This is a genomic window from Mycobacterium sp. NGS63, assembly GCF_059812295.1.
Window position 1 is genome coordinate 50,081 of sequence record NZ_JCALCJ010000009.1, and the last position, 16,299, is coordinate 66,379.

Annotated in this window: 19 protein-coding genes and 1 riboswitch; of the genes, 8 read left to right on the plus strand and 11 right to left on the minus strand. The window is 70.7% G+C overall.

Annotated elements, in window-relative coordinates; translation table 11 throughout:
- Positions 1-33 precede the first annotated feature (33 nt).
- Positions 34-348: a DUF732 domain-containing protein gene (locus AC5Y4Z_RS21365; protein WP_499966818.1), complete on the plus strand. Its 315-nt coding sequence runs from the start codon at positions 34-36 to the stop codon at positions 346-348.
- Here AC5Y4Z_RS21365 and AC5Y4Z_RS21370 read toward each other — a convergent pair.
- Entirely contained in the window at positions 345-1,262 is a 918-nt protein-coding gene (locus tag AC5Y4Z_RS21370) for an extracellular catalytic domain type 1 short-chain-length polyhydroxyalkanoate depolymerase (RefSeq protein WP_499966819.1), read from the minus strand. The genes AC5Y4Z_RS21365 and AC5Y4Z_RS21370 overlap by 4 nt on opposite strands.
- Positions 1,263-1,437: 175 nt before the next feature.
- On the opposite strand from AC5Y4Z_RS21370, the gene AC5Y4Z_RS21375 reads away from it, so the two are divergent.
- The 3 genes from AC5Y4Z_RS21375 (at position 1,438) to AC5Y4Z_RS21385 (ending at position 2,462) form a co-directional block, all read left to right on the plus strand.
- Positions 1,438-1,785, plus strand: coding sequence for a DUF732 domain-containing protein (locus AC5Y4Z_RS21375; protein ID WP_499966821.1), 348 nt, complete (start codon positions 1,438-1,440; stop codon positions 1,783-1,785).
- 104 nt (positions 1,786-1,889) lie between these two features.
- Positions 1,890-2,192 carry a DUF732 domain-containing protein gene (locus tag AC5Y4Z_RS21380; RefSeq protein ID WP_499966822.1) on the plus strand — a complete coding sequence of 101 codons (303 nt, stop codon included), beginning with the start codon at positions 1,890-1,892 and terminating at the stop codon, positions 2,190-2,192.
- 57 nt (positions 2,193-2,249) lie between these two features.
- Positions 2,250-2,462 (plus strand): hypothetical protein, encoded by a 213-nt coding sequence (locus AC5Y4Z_RS21385; RefSeq protein WP_499966823.1) that lies wholly within the window; start codon positions 2,250-2,252, stop codon positions 2,460-2,462.
- Positions 2,463-2,481: 19 nt separating this feature from the next.
- On the opposite strand, the gene AC5Y4Z_RS21390 is transcribed toward AC5Y4Z_RS21385, so the two are convergent.
- The 7 genes from AC5Y4Z_RS21390 to AC5Y4Z_RS21420 form a co-directional block, all read right to left on the minus strand.
- A complete protein-coding gene (locus AC5Y4Z_RS21390) occupies positions 2,482-3,684 on the minus strand; it encodes a PPE family protein (RefSeq protein ID WP_499966825.1) in 1,203 nt (400 codons plus the stop codon).
- Positions 3,685-3,703: 19 nt separating this feature from the next.
- Positions 3,704-4,861: a PPE family protein gene (locus AC5Y4Z_RS21395; protein WP_499966826.1), complete on the minus strand. Its 1,158-nt coding sequence runs from the start codon at positions 4,859-4,861 to the stop codon at positions 3,704-3,706.
- Between the two features lie 18 nt (positions 4,862-4,879).
- The gene (locus tag AC5Y4Z_RS21400) at positions 4,880-5,179 is read right to left on the minus strand and encodes a PE family protein (protein ID WP_499966827.1); all 300 of its coding nucleotides are present in this window, start codon (positions 5,177-5,179) and stop codon (positions 4,880-4,882) included.
- A 302-nt stretch (positions 5,180-5,481) separates the two neighbouring features.
- Positions 5,482-5,657, minus strand: a riboswitch (M-box (ykoK) riboswitch).
- Positions 5,658-5,740: 83 nt separating this feature from the next.
- The gene (locus AC5Y4Z_RS21405) at positions 5,741-6,877 is read right to left on the minus strand and encodes a PPE family protein (RefSeq protein WP_499966828.1); all 1,137 of its coding nucleotides are present in this window, start codon (positions 6,875-6,877) and stop codon (positions 5,741-5,743) included.
- 15 nt (positions 6,878-6,892) lie between these two features.
- Entirely contained in the window at positions 6,893-8,029 is a 1,137-nt protein-coding gene (locus tag AC5Y4Z_RS21410) for a PPE family protein (RefSeq protein ID WP_499966829.1), read from the minus strand.
- 194 nt (positions 8,030-8,223) lie between these two features.
- Positions 8,224-9,027, minus strand: coding sequence for an MBL fold metallo-hydrolase (locus AC5Y4Z_RS21415; RefSeq protein WP_499966830.1), 804 nt, complete (start codon positions 9,025-9,027; stop codon positions 8,224-8,226).
- Positions 9,028-9,188: 161 nt separating this feature from the next.
- Entirely contained in the window at positions 9,189-9,518 is a 330-nt protein-coding gene (locus AC5Y4Z_RS21420) for a monooxygenase family protein (protein ID WP_499967093.1), read from the minus strand.
- A 53-nt stretch (positions 9,519-9,571) separates the two neighbouring features.
- Here AC5Y4Z_RS21420 and AC5Y4Z_RS21425 point away from each other — a divergent pair, with 53 nt between their 5' ends.
- Together AC5Y4Z_RS21425 and AC5Y4Z_RS21430 are read left to right on the plus strand one after the other, a co-directional pair.
- Positions 9,572-9,835 carry a type II toxin-antitoxin system Phd/YefM family antitoxin gene (locus AC5Y4Z_RS21425; protein WP_499966832.1) on the plus strand — a complete coding sequence of 88 codons (264 nt, stop codon included), beginning with the start codon at positions 9,572-9,574 and terminating at the stop codon, positions 9,833-9,835.
- 3 nt (positions 9,836-9,838) lie between these two features.
- Positions 9,839-10,264: a type II toxin-antitoxin system VapC family toxin gene (locus AC5Y4Z_RS21430; protein ID WP_499966834.1), complete on the plus strand. Its 426-nt coding sequence runs from the start codon at positions 9,839-9,841 to the stop codon at positions 10,262-10,264.
- A 65-nt stretch (positions 10,265-10,329) separates the two neighbouring features.
- On the opposite strand, the gene AC5Y4Z_RS21435 is transcribed toward AC5Y4Z_RS21430, so the two are convergent.
- From AC5Y4Z_RS21435 to AC5Y4Z_RS21445, 3 genes are all read right to left on the minus strand, one after another.
- Complete coding sequence (locus tag AC5Y4Z_RS21435; RefSeq protein ID WP_499966836.1) at positions 10,330-11,169, minus strand: pseudouridine synthase; 840 nt, start codon at positions 11,167-11,169, stop codon at positions 10,330-10,332.
- Entirely contained in the window at positions 11,166-12,872 is a 1,707-nt protein-coding gene (locus AC5Y4Z_RS21440; protein ID WP_499967094.1) for a glycerol-3-phosphate dehydrogenase/oxidase, read from the minus strand. Before AC5Y4Z_RS21440 ends, AC5Y4Z_RS21435 begins: the two co-directional genes overlap by 4 nt.
- A gap of 95 nt (positions 12,873-12,967) precedes the next feature.
- Complete coding sequence (locus AC5Y4Z_RS21445) at positions 12,968-14,383, minus strand: NAD(P)H-quinone dehydrogenase (RefSeq protein ID WP_499966838.1); 1,416 nt, start codon at positions 14,381-14,383, stop codon at positions 12,968-12,970.
- Positions 14,384-14,457: 74 nt separating this feature from the next.
- On the opposite strand from AC5Y4Z_RS21445, the gene AC5Y4Z_RS21450 reads away from it, so the two are divergent.
- Together AC5Y4Z_RS21450 and AC5Y4Z_RS21455 are read left to right on the plus strand one after the other, a co-directional pair.
- Entirely contained in the window at positions 14,458-14,937 is a 480-nt protein-coding gene (locus tag AC5Y4Z_RS21450; RefSeq protein ID WP_499966839.1) for a gamma-glutamylcyclotransferase family protein, read from the plus strand.
- Positions 14,938-14,963: 26 nt separating this feature from the next.
- The gene (locus tag AC5Y4Z_RS21455; protein ID WP_499966840.1) at positions 14,964-16,271 is read left to right on the plus strand and encodes a PE family protein; all 1,308 of its coding nucleotides are present in this window, start codon (positions 14,964-14,966) and stop codon (positions 16,269-16,271) included.
- Positions 16,272-16,299 lie beyond the last annotated feature (28 nt).

The following is a 16,299-nucleotide window of genomic DNA, read 5'->3' on the forward strand; positions in this document are numbered from 1 at the left end:
GCGCGCCGGTGCCCGGCGTGCGATGATCGCGGGGTGACCCCCCGTGCGCTGCTGGCCGGCCTAGCCGTGGCCCTGGCGCTGCTCGGCGTCGCGGGAGGGCCCGGCCAGGCCGCGCACGCCGACGCCATGGACAACACCTTTTTGAACGCGATGAAGGCCCGGGGCATCGACTTCTCATCGCCGCAGGCCGCGCTCACCGCGGCGCATGAGGTCTGCCAGGAACTGGCCATGGGCAAGCAGAAGCCGGACATCGCCAACGAGGTGATGACCAACAGCCAGTTGGACGGCTATCACGCCGGGTACTTCGTCGGCGCGGCCATCGCCGCGTACTGCCCCGCGTACCGCTAGTCGCGGGCGTGGGCGAGGAAGAACTGGGCGATGACCTCCGAGGCGTCCACGGCGCGCGAGGTGCGCCCGATGATCGCCTGGGGCAGATACTGTTTGCCGCCCGGCCAGGTGTGCCCGCCGTTGTCGATTTGGTAGAAGACCACCGCGGTGGGCGCCGCGCACGCGGTGGAATCGAAGCGGTGGACGACGGTGCCGTCCCCGACGTTGGGTAACACCTGCGACGACGGGTCGCCCTGGCAGCCGTCGGCCGAGCGCCACGTGTCCACCATGCTGGTGGCCGCGATCGCGTGGCTGACCCCGCCGCGGCCGCGCACCTTCCCGCCGTTGAACGGCACCAGCGGGTCGGCGGTTCCGTGCGCGGCCAGCACGGCCACCGGGCGCGACGGATGGCAGGCCACGCCCGAGCCCAGCGTGCCCGCCACCGGCGCGATCGCGGCGAAGACGTCGGCGCGGTCGCACGCCAGCCGGTTGGACATGAAGCCCCCGTTGGACATCCCGGTGGCGAAGACATGCCCCGGCGCGATGTGGTAGTCGCTTTGCAGCTTGCCCGCCAGCGCTACCAGGAACCCGACGTCGTCGACGTGGTGGCGGTCGGCCGGCGACGCCCCCCGCCCGTCGGCCCAGCTCTTGTCGTAGCCGTCGGGATAGGCCACCACCAGGCCGTGGGCGTCGGCCACGGTGTCGAAGTCGGTCAGGCCGCGCTGGCCGTTGCCGGTGCCGCCGCCCCCGTGCAGGCTGAGCACCAGCCCGACCGGATCGCCGGGCGGCAGGTGCAGCGCGTAGGTGCGGTCCATGCCGCCGGACCGCAACGTGCCGGACAGGTCCCGGGCGCCGGCCGCCGCCACGTGACGCGCACCACACCCCACCAGGCACATCGCCAGCATGGCGAGCGACAACCAGCGCGTATACGGCATGCCGTCAAGCTACCGAGCGCGGCCGTGGATCGCGGGAGGCGGGCCGATCGCGCAGACCGCGCGCCGATTTAATGTCGCGATGTTTCTAATTATTTGCGGTGTTGGAAACGTCCGCGACCATTACACGATGCACAGCCGTAACCTGCTCGCAACCTTTGTGGGCGAGTCTGCAGGCATGCCGAACACCCGTACGCGCAGGCTCCGCCCCCTGTTGTCGGTGTTGGCCGCCGGATTCGTTCCGGCGGTCGCGCTTCTTGGTCCACTGGCCCCGGCCGCTCACGCCGACGGCACCGATGACGCGTTCATCTCGGTGCTGCACTCCAACGGCATCGCCCACGAGGCGCCGGCGTCCGCGATCGCGGCCGGCCACCTCGTCTGCCACCAGCTCGACATGGGCAAGACCCAGGATCAGATCGCGCTGGACGTGATGAACAGCAGCACCCTGGACGGCGACCACTCCGGGTTCTTCGTCGCCCTCGCCGAGCGCGCCTACTGCCCGCAGTACGCCGACGTCCCGTCGTAACGGCTCAACGCCCATCCCTTTGCGGCAGTTGCCGCGATTGCAATTCAGCCCTGGTCGCATTGTGCGAAGCTGAGTGCCGACTGCGCCGCGAGGGAGGATGCGACATGCGAAGCGCCCGTGTCCTGACGGCCGCACTCGCCCCCCTGGCGGTGGCGGTGGTCCCGATCGCGCACGCCGACGCCAGCGACGACGCGTTCCTGGCGGCGTTGAACGCCAAGGGTATCCACTTCGGCACCCCGGAGCAGGCCGTCGTCGCCGGCCACGAGGTCTGCGACGAACTCGACATCGGCAAGACCCCGAGCCAAGTCGCCCAGACCGTCATGGGCAACACCGATCTGGACGGCTACCACGCCGGCTACTTCGTCGGCGCGAGCATCCGCGCGTACTGCCCGAAGCACGCGTCTTAACGAAATCGCAACGCCGCGCTTGCGGGGACGCGACAATCGGCTGCCTAAAATTTCGGGGTGGCACCGAAACTCCTTGTCGGCGCGGCCCTTGCGGTCGGCGCCGCGCTGGCGGGGGCCGCACCGGCCGGCGCCGACCCCAGCGTCTTCAACGAATTGAGCTGCGCCTGCTCGCAAACGGTTTCCAGCGACGGGTCCTCCGTCGCGGACCAGATCGACCGGGGCATTTCGGCCGGCCTGTCCGGGGTGCCGGCCGGCCAAGCGCCGCAGTGACTTTCGGCGTCGATTCAGGTCAACCCGCGGCCGGCGGGCGGCCCAAGACGCGGGGGCGGAATCCGTAGACGGGGGCGCTGAACTCGTCGTCGGCCGCGTCGGCCATCCCCCCCAACGGCGCGCCCGGGATGCCCATCGGTCCGACGTCCTGCATCACCATTTCGGTGCCGCTCAGGCTCTGGTAGGCGCCCGCCCCGATGCGGGTCGTCGCAAAGGCCGGGCTGATCGCCGCCTCGGAACCGCTCCAGCTCGGCGGTACCGACAGGGCCCCGACCAGGTTTGCGCTCCCCATCCGCGCCGAAGCCAGCGTCACCGGCTGGCCGAGCGCGGCCACGCTCGACGTCTCCGACGCGCCGCCCAGCGCGTTGGACCCCGGCTCGAGGAAGCTGAACGCGGTTGCCGAGTCGATCATCGACGTCGGGTTCAGCAAGCCGCTGGTGGTGAACGCGTTGGTGAAGTTGCCGATCGACGCATTGGACAGCGAGCCCCCCAGCAGCGCGCCGTTGGACCCGCTGAGGTCGTTGAGGATCCCGGCCAGCCCGGTCTTGTCCTGGTTCGAACCCGGCGCGATCACCTCTTCGAGTTGACCCAGCACGTTCGAAAACGGCGACGACACCGTCGACTGCGCGGTGCCCGCCGGCGTGGTGGCCGCCTGGCTGACCGCGTTGGCCTGCTTGGCCGCACCGCCGCCCGATGCGCCGCCGGAGTTCGGCGCGCTCAACGGTGTCAACTGTGTCGCCGCGCTCGAGGCGCCGGCGTAGCCGTTCATCGCGGCGGCATCCTGGGCCCACATTTCCCCGTATTGGGCTTCGGTGGCCGCGATCGCCGCGGTGTTTTGACCGAAAACGTTGGTGGCCAACAAGTTTGACAGTTGGTCCCGGTTGGCCGTGATCGCCGCGGGGGGCACCGTCACGGCGAACGCCTGCTCGAAGGCGGCCGCGGCCGCGTTGGCCTGGGAGCCGGCCTGCTCGGCCTGGGCGGCGGTGGCGCTCAGCCACTCGAGGTACGGCGCAACCGCGGCCACCATCGACATCGCCGATGGACCGAACCAGCCTTCGCCGGTCAGCCCGGCGATCACCGCGTCGTATTCCGCGGCCGCCGAACGCATTTCGGCGGCCATCGTGTTCCATGCGGCGGCCGCGGACAGCATGGGCGCCGAGCCGGGACCGGAGTACATCCGGGCGGAGTTGATTTCCGGTGGGAATACCGCAAAGTCGATCATGGTGGTTTCCTCGAGTCTCTTATCCGGCGGCCGACGGCCGCGGCATCACGACGGGGCGGAACCCGTATTTGGGGATGGCCCGGCGCAGCCTGCGGCCCGCGCCCACGATCGGCGTGTAGGCCCCCGGCCCGCCGGGCCCGCCCGAGCCGATGTCGAGGCCGGTGGCCGGCAGCGCCGCTTCGGCGGGGCTCACGTTGGCCGCCGACGCCCAGGTTCCCGGCACCGACAGCGCCCCCACCAGCCGCGCATGGCCCATCGCGGCGGCACCCGCTCCGGGCAACCCGGCGGAGGCCAGCACGCCGGAGGCGGGGACAGCGGCGTTCGCCGCCGCCATGCCCGCGGTAGCGGCTCCTTTGCCGAACATGAAGTTGAACCCGGCGATGGTCTGCAGGATGAATTCCGGGTTGAACGGGCCACCGGCGAGCGCCCCGTTGACGATGCCGGTGCTGACGAAATTGGAATTGAAGAAGCTGTAGAGCGACGATCCGGAGCCTCCGTTCACCAACTGCGCCAGGTTGTAGAACGGGGAGGACGGGTCCGAACCGGTCGCGAGCAGGCTTTCCAGCCACGACAGCGCCGATCCGCCGGTGCCCGCGGGTGTTTGGCCCGCCTGCGCAACGGCGTTGGCCTGGTTGGCGATTCCACCGGCGCTGGCGGCGGACTGTGGCGTGTTGAACGGTGACAACGCCGATGCGACGTCCGAGGCGCCGGCGTAGCCGTTCATCGCGGCGGCGTCCTGCGCCCACATCTCGGCGTACTGGGCCTCGGTGGCCGCGATGGCGGGGGTGTTCTGCCCGAAGACGTTGGTCGCGACCAGCATCGCGAGCTGGGCGCGATTCGCCGCGACGACCACGGGCGGCACGGTCATGGCGAACGCCGCCTCGTACGCGGTCGCGGCCGCGTGGGCTTGTGTGCCAGTCTGCTCGGCCTGGGTGGCGGTGTTGCTCAGCCACTCGACGTACGGTGTAGCCGCCGCCAACATCGACAGCGACGACGGGCCGAACCAGCCCTGGCCGGTCAGCTCGGCGATCACCGAGCCGTAAGAAGCTGCGGCGGAACGCATTTCGGCGGCCATGGTGTTCCAGGCCGAAGCGGCGGCCAATATCGGCGCCGATCCCGGCCCCGAATACATTCTGGCCGAGTTGATTTCCGGCGGCAGCGCCGCGAAGTCGATCATCGCTCGCTCCTCGAGCGCTCAGCGGGTCGCGGCGGCGTTGACCGCCTCGGTGGCCGCATACGATCCGGCGCTGGTCTCCAAGGTGGAGACGAACAGCTCGTGCATCGCGGCGGCTTGAGCGCCCAGTGTCTGGAACGTCTGGGCGTGCACGGCGAACTTAGCCGCGGTCACCAGCGACACCTCATCGGCGGCCGCGGGCACTACGCCGGTCATCGGGGCCGCGGTGGCGGCGTGCTGGGCGGCCAGCGTGGAGCCGATCTGCTGCAGGCGGGTCGCGGCTGCGGCCAGCGATTCCGGCCGGGCGGTGACAAAATTCATGGGAGTTCTCCTGACAAATTGGGCGCGGCAAAGCCTGCGACCACGAAATCGAAAGCGACATAGGGCTTCTGACCGCAACGCAACCGGACGTCGAGCTGCCGACTACTTTGCGGACGAGAGGTGTCGAGGTGAGCCGTTCAGGCTGCCGGAACGGTGCCTGGTTCGGTTCGCAACGAAATGGTCGATCTGGAATACGGACTGTCGTCGGGACTCATTTCGCTCTCACCTCCTTACAGCCAGGGCACACGGGGATGCCATACAGTGCATGCCGGGGAGAAGGACCCGGGTGACAACGCCCGGGCGCCGCACCCCTCTCGTCAGAGCTTCGGCACCACACGGCGTATCCGGCTCGATGGAGCCGAAAGCCACTTGGGCTCAACCCTTAATCCGGGAAAAGCTGTCCTGACCCTGGGCGTCTTTCGACGTTCGAGGTCAGTGGCCTGTGTCCGTGCAGACGCCTCACCTAGCGAGGTGCTTGCAACGGCAATCGTTGCACCCGCGGGCTAGTGCGTCAACCCTAAGCACCACTCGATTCAACGCTTGACGCAGTGACTTTCGGCTTCAACCGGCCGAGGGCGGGCGGGTCATGAAGGTGCCCTTGAGCTCCAGCCCGTATTCGATGTCGTCATAGTCGCGGCCCTCGCGCTTGCGCTTGTCGCGCGGCGTCACCGGCGGCATCATCGGCGGCGGCATGAAGGGCGACCCGGATTCGCTTGCGGCGAGCGGGGATACCGCCGAGGCGAGCTGCACCGGCGTCTGGGAAGCGGTCAGCATCCCGACCGCGGCGGGGGGCATGATCAGCCTGCCCATCGAAACCCCGACGCCCACCGCCGCCGTCGGCGCCGAGCCGACGGACCTGACCGCGCCGGCCAGGTCCGCGCCGGCCGCCGACAGGGCCGAGGCGCCCTCGCTCAGGCCCTGGCCCAGGGTACTGCCGACGTTCTGCAGCGCCTGCGCGGTATTGCTCTGCGCCAGGTAGCTGAGCATGTTGATGGGGAACCCGCTGGCGATGAACTGATTGGCGTAGGTATTGGCCAATCCGAACCAGCCGTCGTGGGGGTTGAAGCCGCCGGGGCTGTCGAGGATCGACGTCAGGAAGTCGCCCAGGGGTGTGGATGCCGCCGGGGTGGCCGCGGCTGCGGACGCGGCGCCGGCTTGCGCGCCCGCCGCAGCCGGATTGGCGATCGCCGGCGGCGACGCGAACTGCGGCAGCCGGGTGGCCTGCGCCGACGTCGCCGCGTAGCGATACATCGCCGCCGAGTTGTTCACCCACATGCCTTCGTACTGGGCGTCGGTCTCGGCTATCGCCACGCTGTTGGTCCCGAGCCAGTTGCTGGCGATCAGCCGCGCCAGCCGGGTCCGGTTGGCGCTGACCTGCACGGGGAAAACGACTGTGCGGCTGGCTAATTCGAATGCCGTGGCGACGACACGCATCGAGTTGGCGAGCTGCTCGCACTGGTGCGCGGTGGTGCTCAGCCAGGTGACGTAGGGGTCGACGGCCGCCATCATCGCCCGCGAGGACGGGCCCTGCCAGGCCTCGGTCAGCGACGACAGCACCGTTGCGTAGTTGGGCAGAGCGTCCTCCACCTCGATGCCCAGCCGCTGCCACACCGCGGAGGCCTCGATCAGCGACCCCGCGCCCGGCCCCGAGTGGATCAGCGCCGCGGTGACCTCGGGGGGCAACGTCTGAAAATCCATGACGTCGGGCCGGCTCTATCCTGCTGACGGGGGCGGGTGGATCACCGAACCCTTGACCTGCTTGCCGATTTCGAGTTCCTCGGCCTTGGGCTGCTTGCGCTTTCGCCAGCCACTACCCGCCGAGATGGGCGGCGGCATCAACGGCGGGAGCATGCCGAACCCGGCGTCCCCGGCATCCAGCGGTGACGCCGCCGACGCCAGCTGGACCGGCGTTTGGGCGGCCGGTAACAGTCCCACCACGGCGGGCGGCGCGGTCAGCTTTCCCAGGGACACGCCGACGCCCAGCGACGCGGCCGGCGCCGATCCCATGCCCTTGATCGCACTGGCGAGGCCGATCTCCGACGCCCCGAGCGCCGACTCCCCCTCGGCCAGGCCCTGACCGACGTCGCTGCCCACGCTCTGCAGGGCCTGCGCCGACGTGCTCTGCGCGACGTAGCTGAGCAGGTTGATGGGGAAGCCGGACGAGATGAACTGGTTGGCATAGGTATTCGCCAGCCCGAACCAACCCTGGTTGGGGTCGAAGCCCAACGGGGTGCTCAGGACCGACGTCAGGAAGTCCCCGATCGGGGTCGATGCCGCCGGGGCGGCGGCGGCCGGTGCGGCGGTGGCTTGCGCGGCCGTCGCGGCGGGGTCGGCGATCGGCGGCGGCGAGGAGAAGCCCGGCAGCTCGGTGGCCTGCGTCGAGGCCGCCTGATAGCGCGTCAGGGCCGCGGAGTTGGTCGCCCACATGGCCTGGTACTCGTCCTCGGTCGCCGCGATGGCCGGAAGGTTGCTGCCGAACCGGTTGGTGGCGATCAACTGGGACAGCCGCGTCCGGTTGGCGCTGACCGCGGCGGGCGGGACCACCGCCGAGCGCGCGGCGTTGAACGCCGTCGCGGCGGCCTGCGCCGAGGACGCCATCAGCTGTGACTGCTGCGCGGTGCCGCGCAGCCAGGTGATGTAGGGCTGGACGGCTTGCAGCATCGCCGTCGACGAGGGGCCGCTCCACGACTCCATCAGCGCGTTCACCACCGAGGTGTACGTGCTGACCGTGTTCTCCAACTCGGTGCCCACGCGCTGCCACGCGGCCGACGCCTCGATCAGCGAGCCGGCTCCGGGCCCCGAGTGCATGAGGGTGGAGGTCACCTCCGGGGGCAGCGCTAGCAAATCCATGACATCTCACATCCCCTATGCGGGGAACGACCCCGGAACGTCGCGTTGACCGCGCCGCGACAATAGCGAAAACATTGCGCGTCGGCGCCCCACGTACCGGATCCTTCCCCCGTTGGTAACGGATGAGACGAACGATATACCGGTGGCGCTGGCGGGCGAAGCGATACGCACGCTTCGTTGAGCAGGGAGAACCCTTACACGGTGACCGAGGCGCCGCGCTCCAGCTTGACGATTCGCTCGGCCAGGCCGCGGCGCTGCATCTCGCCGACGAAGTCGGCCAGCGGTGAGGCGAAGACGCCGTAGTCGTCGAAGTGGACCGGGATCACCTCCGGCAACGCGAGCGCCGCCACCAGTTCCGCGCCCTGCCGTCCGTCCATAGTTACCGTCAGCCCGAACGGAAGCCGCCGCCCGGCCGGCAGCCGGGTCCCGCCGAGGTGCAGCACGCCCGCGTCGATCGCGTCGAAGCGCTCCGGAATCTCGTGGAGTTCCTCGACGAGCAGGGTGTCGCCCGAGACATAGAGGCGGCGGACCGACTCGTCGGCGGAGACGAATTCCAGCATGGTGCCCATCACCGGCGGCAGCAGCCGCTGCGCCCACCCCGGCGCGTGCCGCCCGGGCAGTGACGTGACGTGCAGCGTGGTGGTGCCCTTGATGATCGTGTGGCGCTGCCAGGTCGGCAGGCCGACCGCCTGGCCGAAGCCGCGGTGGTGCAGCCGCTTGGCCGCGTGCGGGGTGGTGACGACCGGAAGGCCGTGGTCGAGGCCCCGTTGCGACACCCGGTCCCAATGGTCGCCGTGCATGTGCGACAGCACCACGGCGTCGAGCGGCGGGAGCTCGTCGATGCTCAGGGCCGGCTCGTGGAGGCGCTTGGATACCAGCCCATAGCCCAGGTAGGCGTGCTGTCCGCGGTGCAGGAAATTCGGATCGGTCAACAGCGTCAGCCCGCCGGCGGCGATCAGCGTGGTGGCGTTGCCGACGAAGGTCACGGTGATGTCCATGGCGACGGGCTACCCGGTTTCCCGGTGTTCACGCCGGTAGCTGGGTCGTTGAGGCGCCGGGGCATCATCGCGCTGCGAGGTGGCGACATAGGGACGCCCGCCGGGCAGCGACCAGATGACGGTGCCGTTGGGCAGTTCGTGGTCGCGCCACCCACGGAACGTTAGCTCGAGTAGTAGTCCGCCTCGAGGATCACCGGCTGAACCGTCGGCTGCTTCCCGTGGCCTGCCCTCCGGCGCGCCGAGAACATCGCGCCGCGAGCGGTTTCGCTCGGAGCAAAACGGGCGAAGCCAATCAGCGGCTCGACATCGTCGTAGATCGCCTCCATGCCGCCGCTCATGAAGTATGTCTCATGCCAAAAGCCTGTTCCGCCGGAGTCTTTGAGAAAACCCTGCCACCGCAGCTTGTGCGGTTCGAAGCGGGTCCACCGCTCCAGGCTCTGAAGGTCTCGCCAATACTGGCGCATACCGAGATGCGGCGCAGACTCAACCAGAACGCTTAGGCATCGACGTACAAGTAACTATGTTGCCGTTGTACACTTCCCTTATGCATGTGGCGGTGAGTACGTTGCGGGCCGAGCTAGCGGACTGGATCGAGCGGGTGCGCGCCGGCGAGGAAGTCGTCGTCACCGATCGGGGAACGCCGGTAGTCCGGCTGGTGGCTGTGGACACCGCTCCGCTGCTGGAGCAGCTGACGCGGCAGGGTGTACTGAGTCGACCTCGATCAGCGGACCGGCCCACGGCTCGCAGGGCAACACGAGTGCGTGCTCGGGGATCGGTCTCTGACCTGGTGAGCGATCAACGCCGCTGACCCGTGCCGATCGTTTACTTCGACAGCAGCGCGTTCGTCAAACTCCTCGTTGAGGAGGACGACAGCGACATTGCCGCGGCACTATGGGATGGCTGCGACGCCGCGGTCTCTTCTCGGTTGGCGTACCCAGAGGTGTGCGCAGCGCTGGCGGCCGCAGGCCGTGCAGGCCGCTTGGGCGCCGAGGAACAACACCACGCCCAGGCGATGTGGGAAGAGTACTGGGCAGCCACTCGGGCGGTGGAGCTGACGGAGAATATTGCCCACCACGCCGGGCACTTAGCCACAGCGCACGCGCTGCGTGGCGCCGATGCGGTCCACCTTGCCAGCGTCCTCGCCCTAGGGGTCGACGACACCGTTTTCGCCGTGTGGGACCAACGGCTACGCACCGCCGCGCAAGATGCCGCTGTGGGGCTGGCTCCCGGGCAGTAGCCACACTCGCCGCCGGCAGCATTCGGGACATCACCCCGGACGTCGGCGACCAAATTCTGGTTCACTCAGGGACAAGCGCGGCGGCTGACGAATTCGCGGCGCGCGCCGGTCAGCGGGTCGTCGAACTCGATGCGCTGCGCCAGCAGCCCCAGCGGCGTGCTGAAGTCGTCGGCGGCCACGTCAATGACGTTGGGATACAACGGGTCTCCGTCGATCGGTATCCCGAGCGAGGCCATGTGCACCCGCAGCTGATGGGTGCGCCCGGTGCGCGGCGTCAGCCGATACAGGCCGTCAGAAACCAGTTCCACCAGCGTTTCCGCGTTGGGCGCACCCGGCTCGGTGACGGCCTGTAAAACCCCGCGGCGCTTCACGATGCGGCTGCGTACCACCCGCGGCAGCACCAGCGCAGGGTCGACCGCCGCCCGCGCCAGATAGGTCTTCGACACCAGGCCGCGGGCGAACAGCGTCTGGTACGCGCCGCGCACCTCGCGCCGCGCCGTGAACAGCAGCACCCCGGCCGTCAGCCGGTCCAGCCGGTGGGCCGGGGAAAGCTCGGGCAGCTCCAGTTCCCGGCGCAGCCGCACCAGCGCGGTCTGCGCGACGTGGCGCCCCCGCGGCATGGTGGCCAAAAAGTGCGGCTTGTCGACGACCACGATGTCGTCGTCGCGGTGAAGTACCGGCATCGAGAACGGCACCGGAACCTCGTCGCGCAGTTCGCGATACAGGTAGACAAACGAACCGGCCGGCAGCACCGTCGCCTCGTCGACCACGACCCCGTCGGCGTCGACGACCTCGCGGTCGGCCACACCGAACCGCGCGTTCAGCTCCGCCAGTACCGGCCCACCGCGCAGCCGCACCCGCGCGGGTCCGAGCCCGTCGCGCACCGGGAGCGGCGCCGGCCTCAACTCAGCGGGACCGGCTCGAGGATTTCCGCGCGCGCCTCGGGCGCGCTGGCCCGCAATTCGTCGGCCGAGACGTCGTCGGGCTGGGCCTGCGACAGGATCTCGGCCTCCACCCGGGCGGTGTAGTTGGCGACCTCGCGGTCGACGTCCTCGGCGCTCCACCCCAGCACCGGCGCCACCACGTCGGCCACCTCGCGGGCGCAGTCGACGCCGCGGTGCGAGTACTCGATGGAGATGCGCATCCGGCGGGCCAGGATGTCCTCCAGGTGCAGGGCCCCCTCGGCGGTGACCGCGTAGCGGGCCTCCACCCGCAGGTAGCCCGGCGCCTCCTTGACGGGGCTGAGCAGGTCCGGGGCGTCGGACGCCAGGCCCAGGACGTCGTCGATCAGCGAGCCGTAGCGGTCCAGCAGGTGCCGCACGCGATACGGGTGCAGACCCTGCAGCGTGGCGACGTGTTCGACCTGGTTGACCAGCGCGAAGTAGCCGTCGGCGCCCAGCAGGCTGACCTTCTCGGTGATGGACGGCGCCACCCGGGCCGGCACGAACTGGGCGGCGGCGTCGATGGCGTCGGCGGCCATCACCCGGTAGGTCGTGTACTTGCCGCCGGCGATCGCGACCAGGCCGGGCGCGGGCACGGCCACGGCGTGCTCGCGGGACAGCTTGGACGTCTCCTCGCTCTCGCCCGCCAGCAGCGGGCGCAGCCCGGCGTACACGCCGTCGATGTCGGCGTGCGTCAAAGGCGTGGCCAGCACGGTGTTGACGGTCCCCAGGATGTAGTCGATGTCGGCCTTGGTGGCCGCGGGGTGGGCCAGGTCGAGGTCCCAGTCGGTGTCGGTGGTGCCGATGATCCAGTGGCTGCCCCACGGGATGACGAACATCACCGACTTCTCGGTGCGCAGGATGATCGCGACGTCGCTGACGATGCGGTCGCGCGGCACCACCACGTGCACGCCCTTGGACGCGCGCACCTGGAACCGGCCGCGCTGCTTGGACAGCGCCTGGATCTCGTCGGTCCACACCCCGGTCGCATTGACCACGACGTGGCCGCGGACCTCGGTGATCGCGCCGTCCTCGGAGTCGCGGACCCGCACGCCGGTCACCCGGTCGCCCTCGCGCAGCAGCGCGACCACCTGGGTCGACGACCGCACCACCGCGCCGTAGTGGGCGGCCGTGCGCGCGACCGTCATGGTGTGGCGGGCGTCGTCGACGACGGTGTCGTAGTAGCGGATCCCGCCGATCAGCGAAGTCCGCTTCAGGCCCGGGCTCAACCGCAACGCGCCGGCGCGGGTCAGATGCTTTTGCGCCGGAACGGATTTCGCGCCGCCCAGGCGGTCGTAGAGGAAGATTCCGGCGGCGGTGTAGGGGCGTTCCCAGACCCGGTGCGTCAGCGGGAACAGGAACGGCATCGGCTTGACCAGGTGCGGCGCCAGCTTGGTCAGCGACAGCTCCCGCTCGTAGAGCGCCTCGCGCACCAGGCCGAACTCCAGCTGCTCGAGGTAGCGCAGCCCGCCGTGGAACATCTTCGACGAGCGGCTCGACGTGCCCGAGGCGAAATCGCGTGCCTCGACGAGCGCCACCTTGAGCCCGCGGGTGGCGGCGTCCAGCGCGCACCCGGAGCCCACGACGCCGCCGCCGACGACCACCACGTCGAACTGGTCGGCGCCCAGCCGCTCCCACGCCGCCGCGCGCTGCGCGGGCCCCAGCATGGATGCGTCAGGCAAATCGGTCACGACGAAGGGCTCCTATCGGTTACTCGTCGGTAGCAAGGCTGCACCCAGGCTAGTTGGTTTTCGGGCGGCTTTCAGTCCAGATCGTCGTGGGCCATCAGCCGGCGCGCGGCCTCGGTGATGGAACCGGACAGCGACGGGTAGACGGCCAGCGTCTGCGCCAGCTCGTTGACGGTGATGCGGTTTTGCACGGCCACGGCGATCGGCAGGATCAGCTCGGAGGCGATCGGCGCCACCACCACGCCGCCGATCACCACGCCGGTGGACTTGCGGCAGAAGACCTTGACGAAGCCCTGCCGCAGGCCCGACATCTTCGCCCGCGCGTTGGTGCGCAGCGGCAGCATGATCGTGCGGGCGGGCACCGAGCCGTCGTCGATCATCGACTGCGGCACCCCGACGGCGGCGATCTCGGGCCGGGTGAACACCGTCGCCGCCACCGTGCGCAGCCGGATCGGGCTGACGCCCTCGCCGAGTGCGTGATACATCGCGATGCGGCCCTGCATGGCCGCCACCGACGCCAGCAGCAGCAGCCCGGTGCAGTCGCCCGCCGCGTAGATGCCGGCCACCGACGTCCGCGACACCCGGTCCACCCGCAGGTAGTTGCCGCGGCCCAGCTCGATGCCGACCCGCTCCAGGCCCAGGCCGCTCGTGTTGGGGGTCGACCCGATCGTCATCAGGGCGTGGCTGCCCTCGACGGTGCGCCCGTCGGTCATGGTGACCAGGACCCCGGCGTCGGTGCGGGTGACCGACTCGGCCCGGGCGTTCTTGACCAGCCTGACGCCGCGTTCGGCGAAGGATTCCTCGAGCACCCGGGCGGCGTCGGCGTCCTCGTAGGGCAGCACCCGGTCCCGGCTGGCGGCCACGGTCACCTGCACGCCCAGCTCGGTGTAGGCGCTGACGAATTCGGCGCCGGTGACCCCGGAGCCCACCACCACGAGGTGCTCGGGCAGCGCCTCGAGGTCGTAGAGCTGCCGCCACGTCAGGATCCGCTCGCCGTCCGGCTCGGCCGACGGCAGGATCCGCGGGCTGGCGCCGGTGGCGATCAGCACGACGTCGGCGTCGTGCTCGCTGGTGGTGCCGTCGGGGGCGGTGGCCTTGACGCAGTGGCGGGCCAGGCCGGGCGTGGAGTCGACGAGCTCGCCCCGGCCGTCGACCACGTGCACGCCCATGCCGAGCAGCTGGGCCTTGATGTCGGCCGACTGCTCGGCGGCCAGCGTCTTGACCCGGGCGTGGATTTGCGGCAACGAGATCTTGGCGTCGTCGATGTCGATGTCGAAGCCCAGCCGCGGCGCCCGGCGCAGCTCGGTGCGCAGCCCGGTGGAGGCGATGAACGTCTTCGACGGCACGCAGTCGTCCAGCACGGCCGCCCCGCCGATGCCTTCCGAGTCGATCACGGTCACGTGAGTTGTGTCCGGATGCGAGGTCGCGGCGACCAGCGCGGCTTCGTAACCGGCCGGCCCCCCGCCGAGGATCACGATGCGGGTCACCACGTTTCCCAACCTAATGGACGCCGCGAAACCCTCGGGTGAATAGCGCGCGGGCGCGCGGCGTTTAAGCTTTCCCCGTGCCGCTCTACGCCGCGTACGGGTCGAACATGGATCCCGAGCAGATGCTCAAGCGCGCACCGCACTCGCCGATGGCCGGTACGGGGTGGCTGCACGGGTGGCGATTGACGTTCGGCGGCGAGGACATCGGCTGGGAAGGCGCGCTGGCCACGATTGTCGAGGACCCGGGTTCGAAGGTGTTCGTCGTGCTCTACGACATGACGCCGGCCGACGAGTACAACCTCGACCGCTGGGAGGGCTCGGAGTTCGGGGTGCACAAGAAGATCCGCTGCCGGGTGGAACGCATCTCGTCGGACACCACCACCGACCCGGTGCTGGCGTGGCTGTACGTGCTGGACGCCTGGGAGGGCGGCCTGCCGTCGGCGCGTTACCTCGGGGTGATGGCCGACGCGGCCGAAATTGCCGGTGCGCCAGAGGATTACGTGCACGGCCTGCGGACGCGCCCGGCCCGCAACATCGGCCCGGGCACCGGCGGCTAAAGCGCGACGAGAGCGGAGGCCACGCCATGTCGTTTGTTTTCGCGGCACCCGGAATGGTCGAGTCGGCGGCGACGGATCTGGCCGGCATCGGTTCGACGATCGCCACGGCCAGCGCCGCGGCGGCGGCCCCGACAACGGGGCTGGTGGCCGCGGCCGCCGACGAGGTGTCCCAGGCCGTCGCGGCGCTGTTGGGCGCGCACGCCGCCGAATACCAGGCGATCAGCGCCGGGGCGGCGGCGTTCCACGGCCAGTTCGTGCAGGCCTTGACCGCGGGTGCGGGGGCCTATGCCGCCACCGAGGCCGCCAACGCGTCGCCGCTGCAGGCCCTGGAGCAGGAGCTGCTGGGCGCGGTGAACGCGCCCACTCAGGCCCTGTTCGGACGCCCGCTGATCGGCAACGGCGCCAACGGGACGACGGTCGCCGGGGTGGGCCAGGCCGGCGGCCCCGGGGGTCTGTTGTACGGCGACGGCGGCAACGGCGGCGCCAGCACTTCGGCCGGGGTGCCCGGCGGCGCCGGCGGGCCCGGCGGGCTGTTCGGCAACGGCGGCGCCGGTGGGGCGGGCGGGGTCGGCGGGACGGGAGGCGCCGGCGGGGCCGGTGGGCTGCTGGTCGGCAACGGCGGGCCCGGCGGGCCCGGCGGCGCCAGCCCCGGCAACGCCGGGGCCGGCGGGCCGGGCGGCAACGCGGGACTCTTCGGCAACGGCGGGCTTGGCGGGCCGGGCGGGATAGCCGCCCTGGGCGGCAGCGGCGGCCTGGGCGGAGCCGGCGGCAACGCCGTGTTGTTCGGCAACGGCGGGGCCGCCGGGGCCGGCGGACAGTCCAGCACCGGCACCGCCGGCGCGGGCGGCATCGGCGGGGCCGGCGGCCTGCTGCACGGCTCCGGCGGAACCGGTGGTGACGGGGGCGTTGCGACGGGCACCGGCATGGGCGGCACCGGCGGCGCCGGCGGCGCCGCCGGGCTGATCGGCTCGGGCGGTGGTGGCGGTGCAGGCGGAGTCTCCAGCACCGGCAGCGGCGGCCCCGGTGGACACGGTGGCGTCGGCGGCATGCTCTTCGGCTCCGGCGGAGCCGGAGGTATCGGCGGGCTCAGCATCCTGGGCCCATTCGGCGGGATCGGTGGGGCCGGCGGGACGGCCGGGCTCATCGGCAGCGGTGGCACGGGCGGGGCGGGCGGATTCGGCGGGCTTATGGGAGGAAATGGCGGCCCGGGCGGCAACGCCGTACTGATCGGCATCGGCGGCAACGGGGGCGTCGCTGGGACCGGAGCAACCGATGGCGCGCCGGGCCCCGGCGGCACCGGCGGGCTGCTGTTCGGCGCCAACGGGCAGCCCTAGCCTCCGCTCGCGCGAGCGCCCGTGTCGG

What these genes read in the sequence shown, in the direction of transcription:
- AC5Y4Z_RS21415 (WP_499966830.1), bottom strand. Translation starts at nt 9,027, where the DNA reads ATGGACATCACCGTGACCTTCGTCGGCAACGCCACCACGCTGATCGCC.
- AC5Y4Z_RS21400 (WP_499966827.1), bottom strand. Translation starts at nt 5,179, where the DNA reads ATGAATTTTGTCACCGCCCGGCCGGAATCGCTGGCCGCAGCCGCGACC.
- AC5Y4Z_RS21395 (WP_499966826.1), bottom strand. Translation starts at nt 4,861, where the DNA reads ATGATCGACTTCGCGGCGCTGCCGCCGGAAATCAACTCGGCCAGAATG.
- AC5Y4Z_RS21375 (WP_499966821.1), top strand. Translation starts at nt 1,438, where the DNA reads ATGCCGAACACCCGTACGCGCAGGCTCCGCCCCCTGTTGTCGGTGTTG.
- AC5Y4Z_RS21440 (WP_499967094.1), bottom strand. Translation starts at nt 12,872, where the DNA reads ATGCTGGGGCCCGCGCAGCGCGCGGCGGCGTGGGAGCGGCTGGGCGCC.
- AC5Y4Z_RS21390 (WP_499966825.1), bottom strand. Translation starts at nt 3,684, where the DNA reads ATGATCGACTTTGCGGTATTCCCACCGGAAATCAACTCCGCCCGGATG.
- AC5Y4Z_RS21425 (WP_499966832.1), top strand. Translation starts at nt 9,572, where the DNA reads ATGCATGTGGCGGTGAGTACGTTGCGGGCCGAGCTAGCGGACTGGATC.
- AC5Y4Z_RS21380 (WP_499966822.1), top strand. Translation starts at nt 1,890, where the DNA reads ATGCGAAGCGCCCGTGTCCTGACGGCCGCACTCGCCCCCCTGGCGGTG.
- AC5Y4Z_RS21370 (WP_499966819.1), bottom strand. Translation starts at nt 1,262, where the DNA reads ATGCCGTATACGCGCTGGTTGTCGCTCGCCATGCTGGCGATGTGCCTG.
- AC5Y4Z_RS21405 (WP_499966828.1), bottom strand. Translation starts at nt 6,877, where the DNA reads ATGGATTTTCAGACGTTGCCCCCCGAGGTCACCGCGGCGCTGATCCAC.
- AC5Y4Z_RS21455 (WP_499966840.1), top strand. Translation starts at nt 14,964, where the DNA reads ATGTCGTTTGTTTTCGCGGCACCCGGAATGGTCGAGTCGGCGGCGACG.
- AC5Y4Z_RS21410 (WP_499966829.1), bottom strand. Translation starts at nt 8,029, where the DNA reads ATGGATTTGCTAGCGCTGCCCCCGGAGGTGACCTCCACCCTCATGCAC.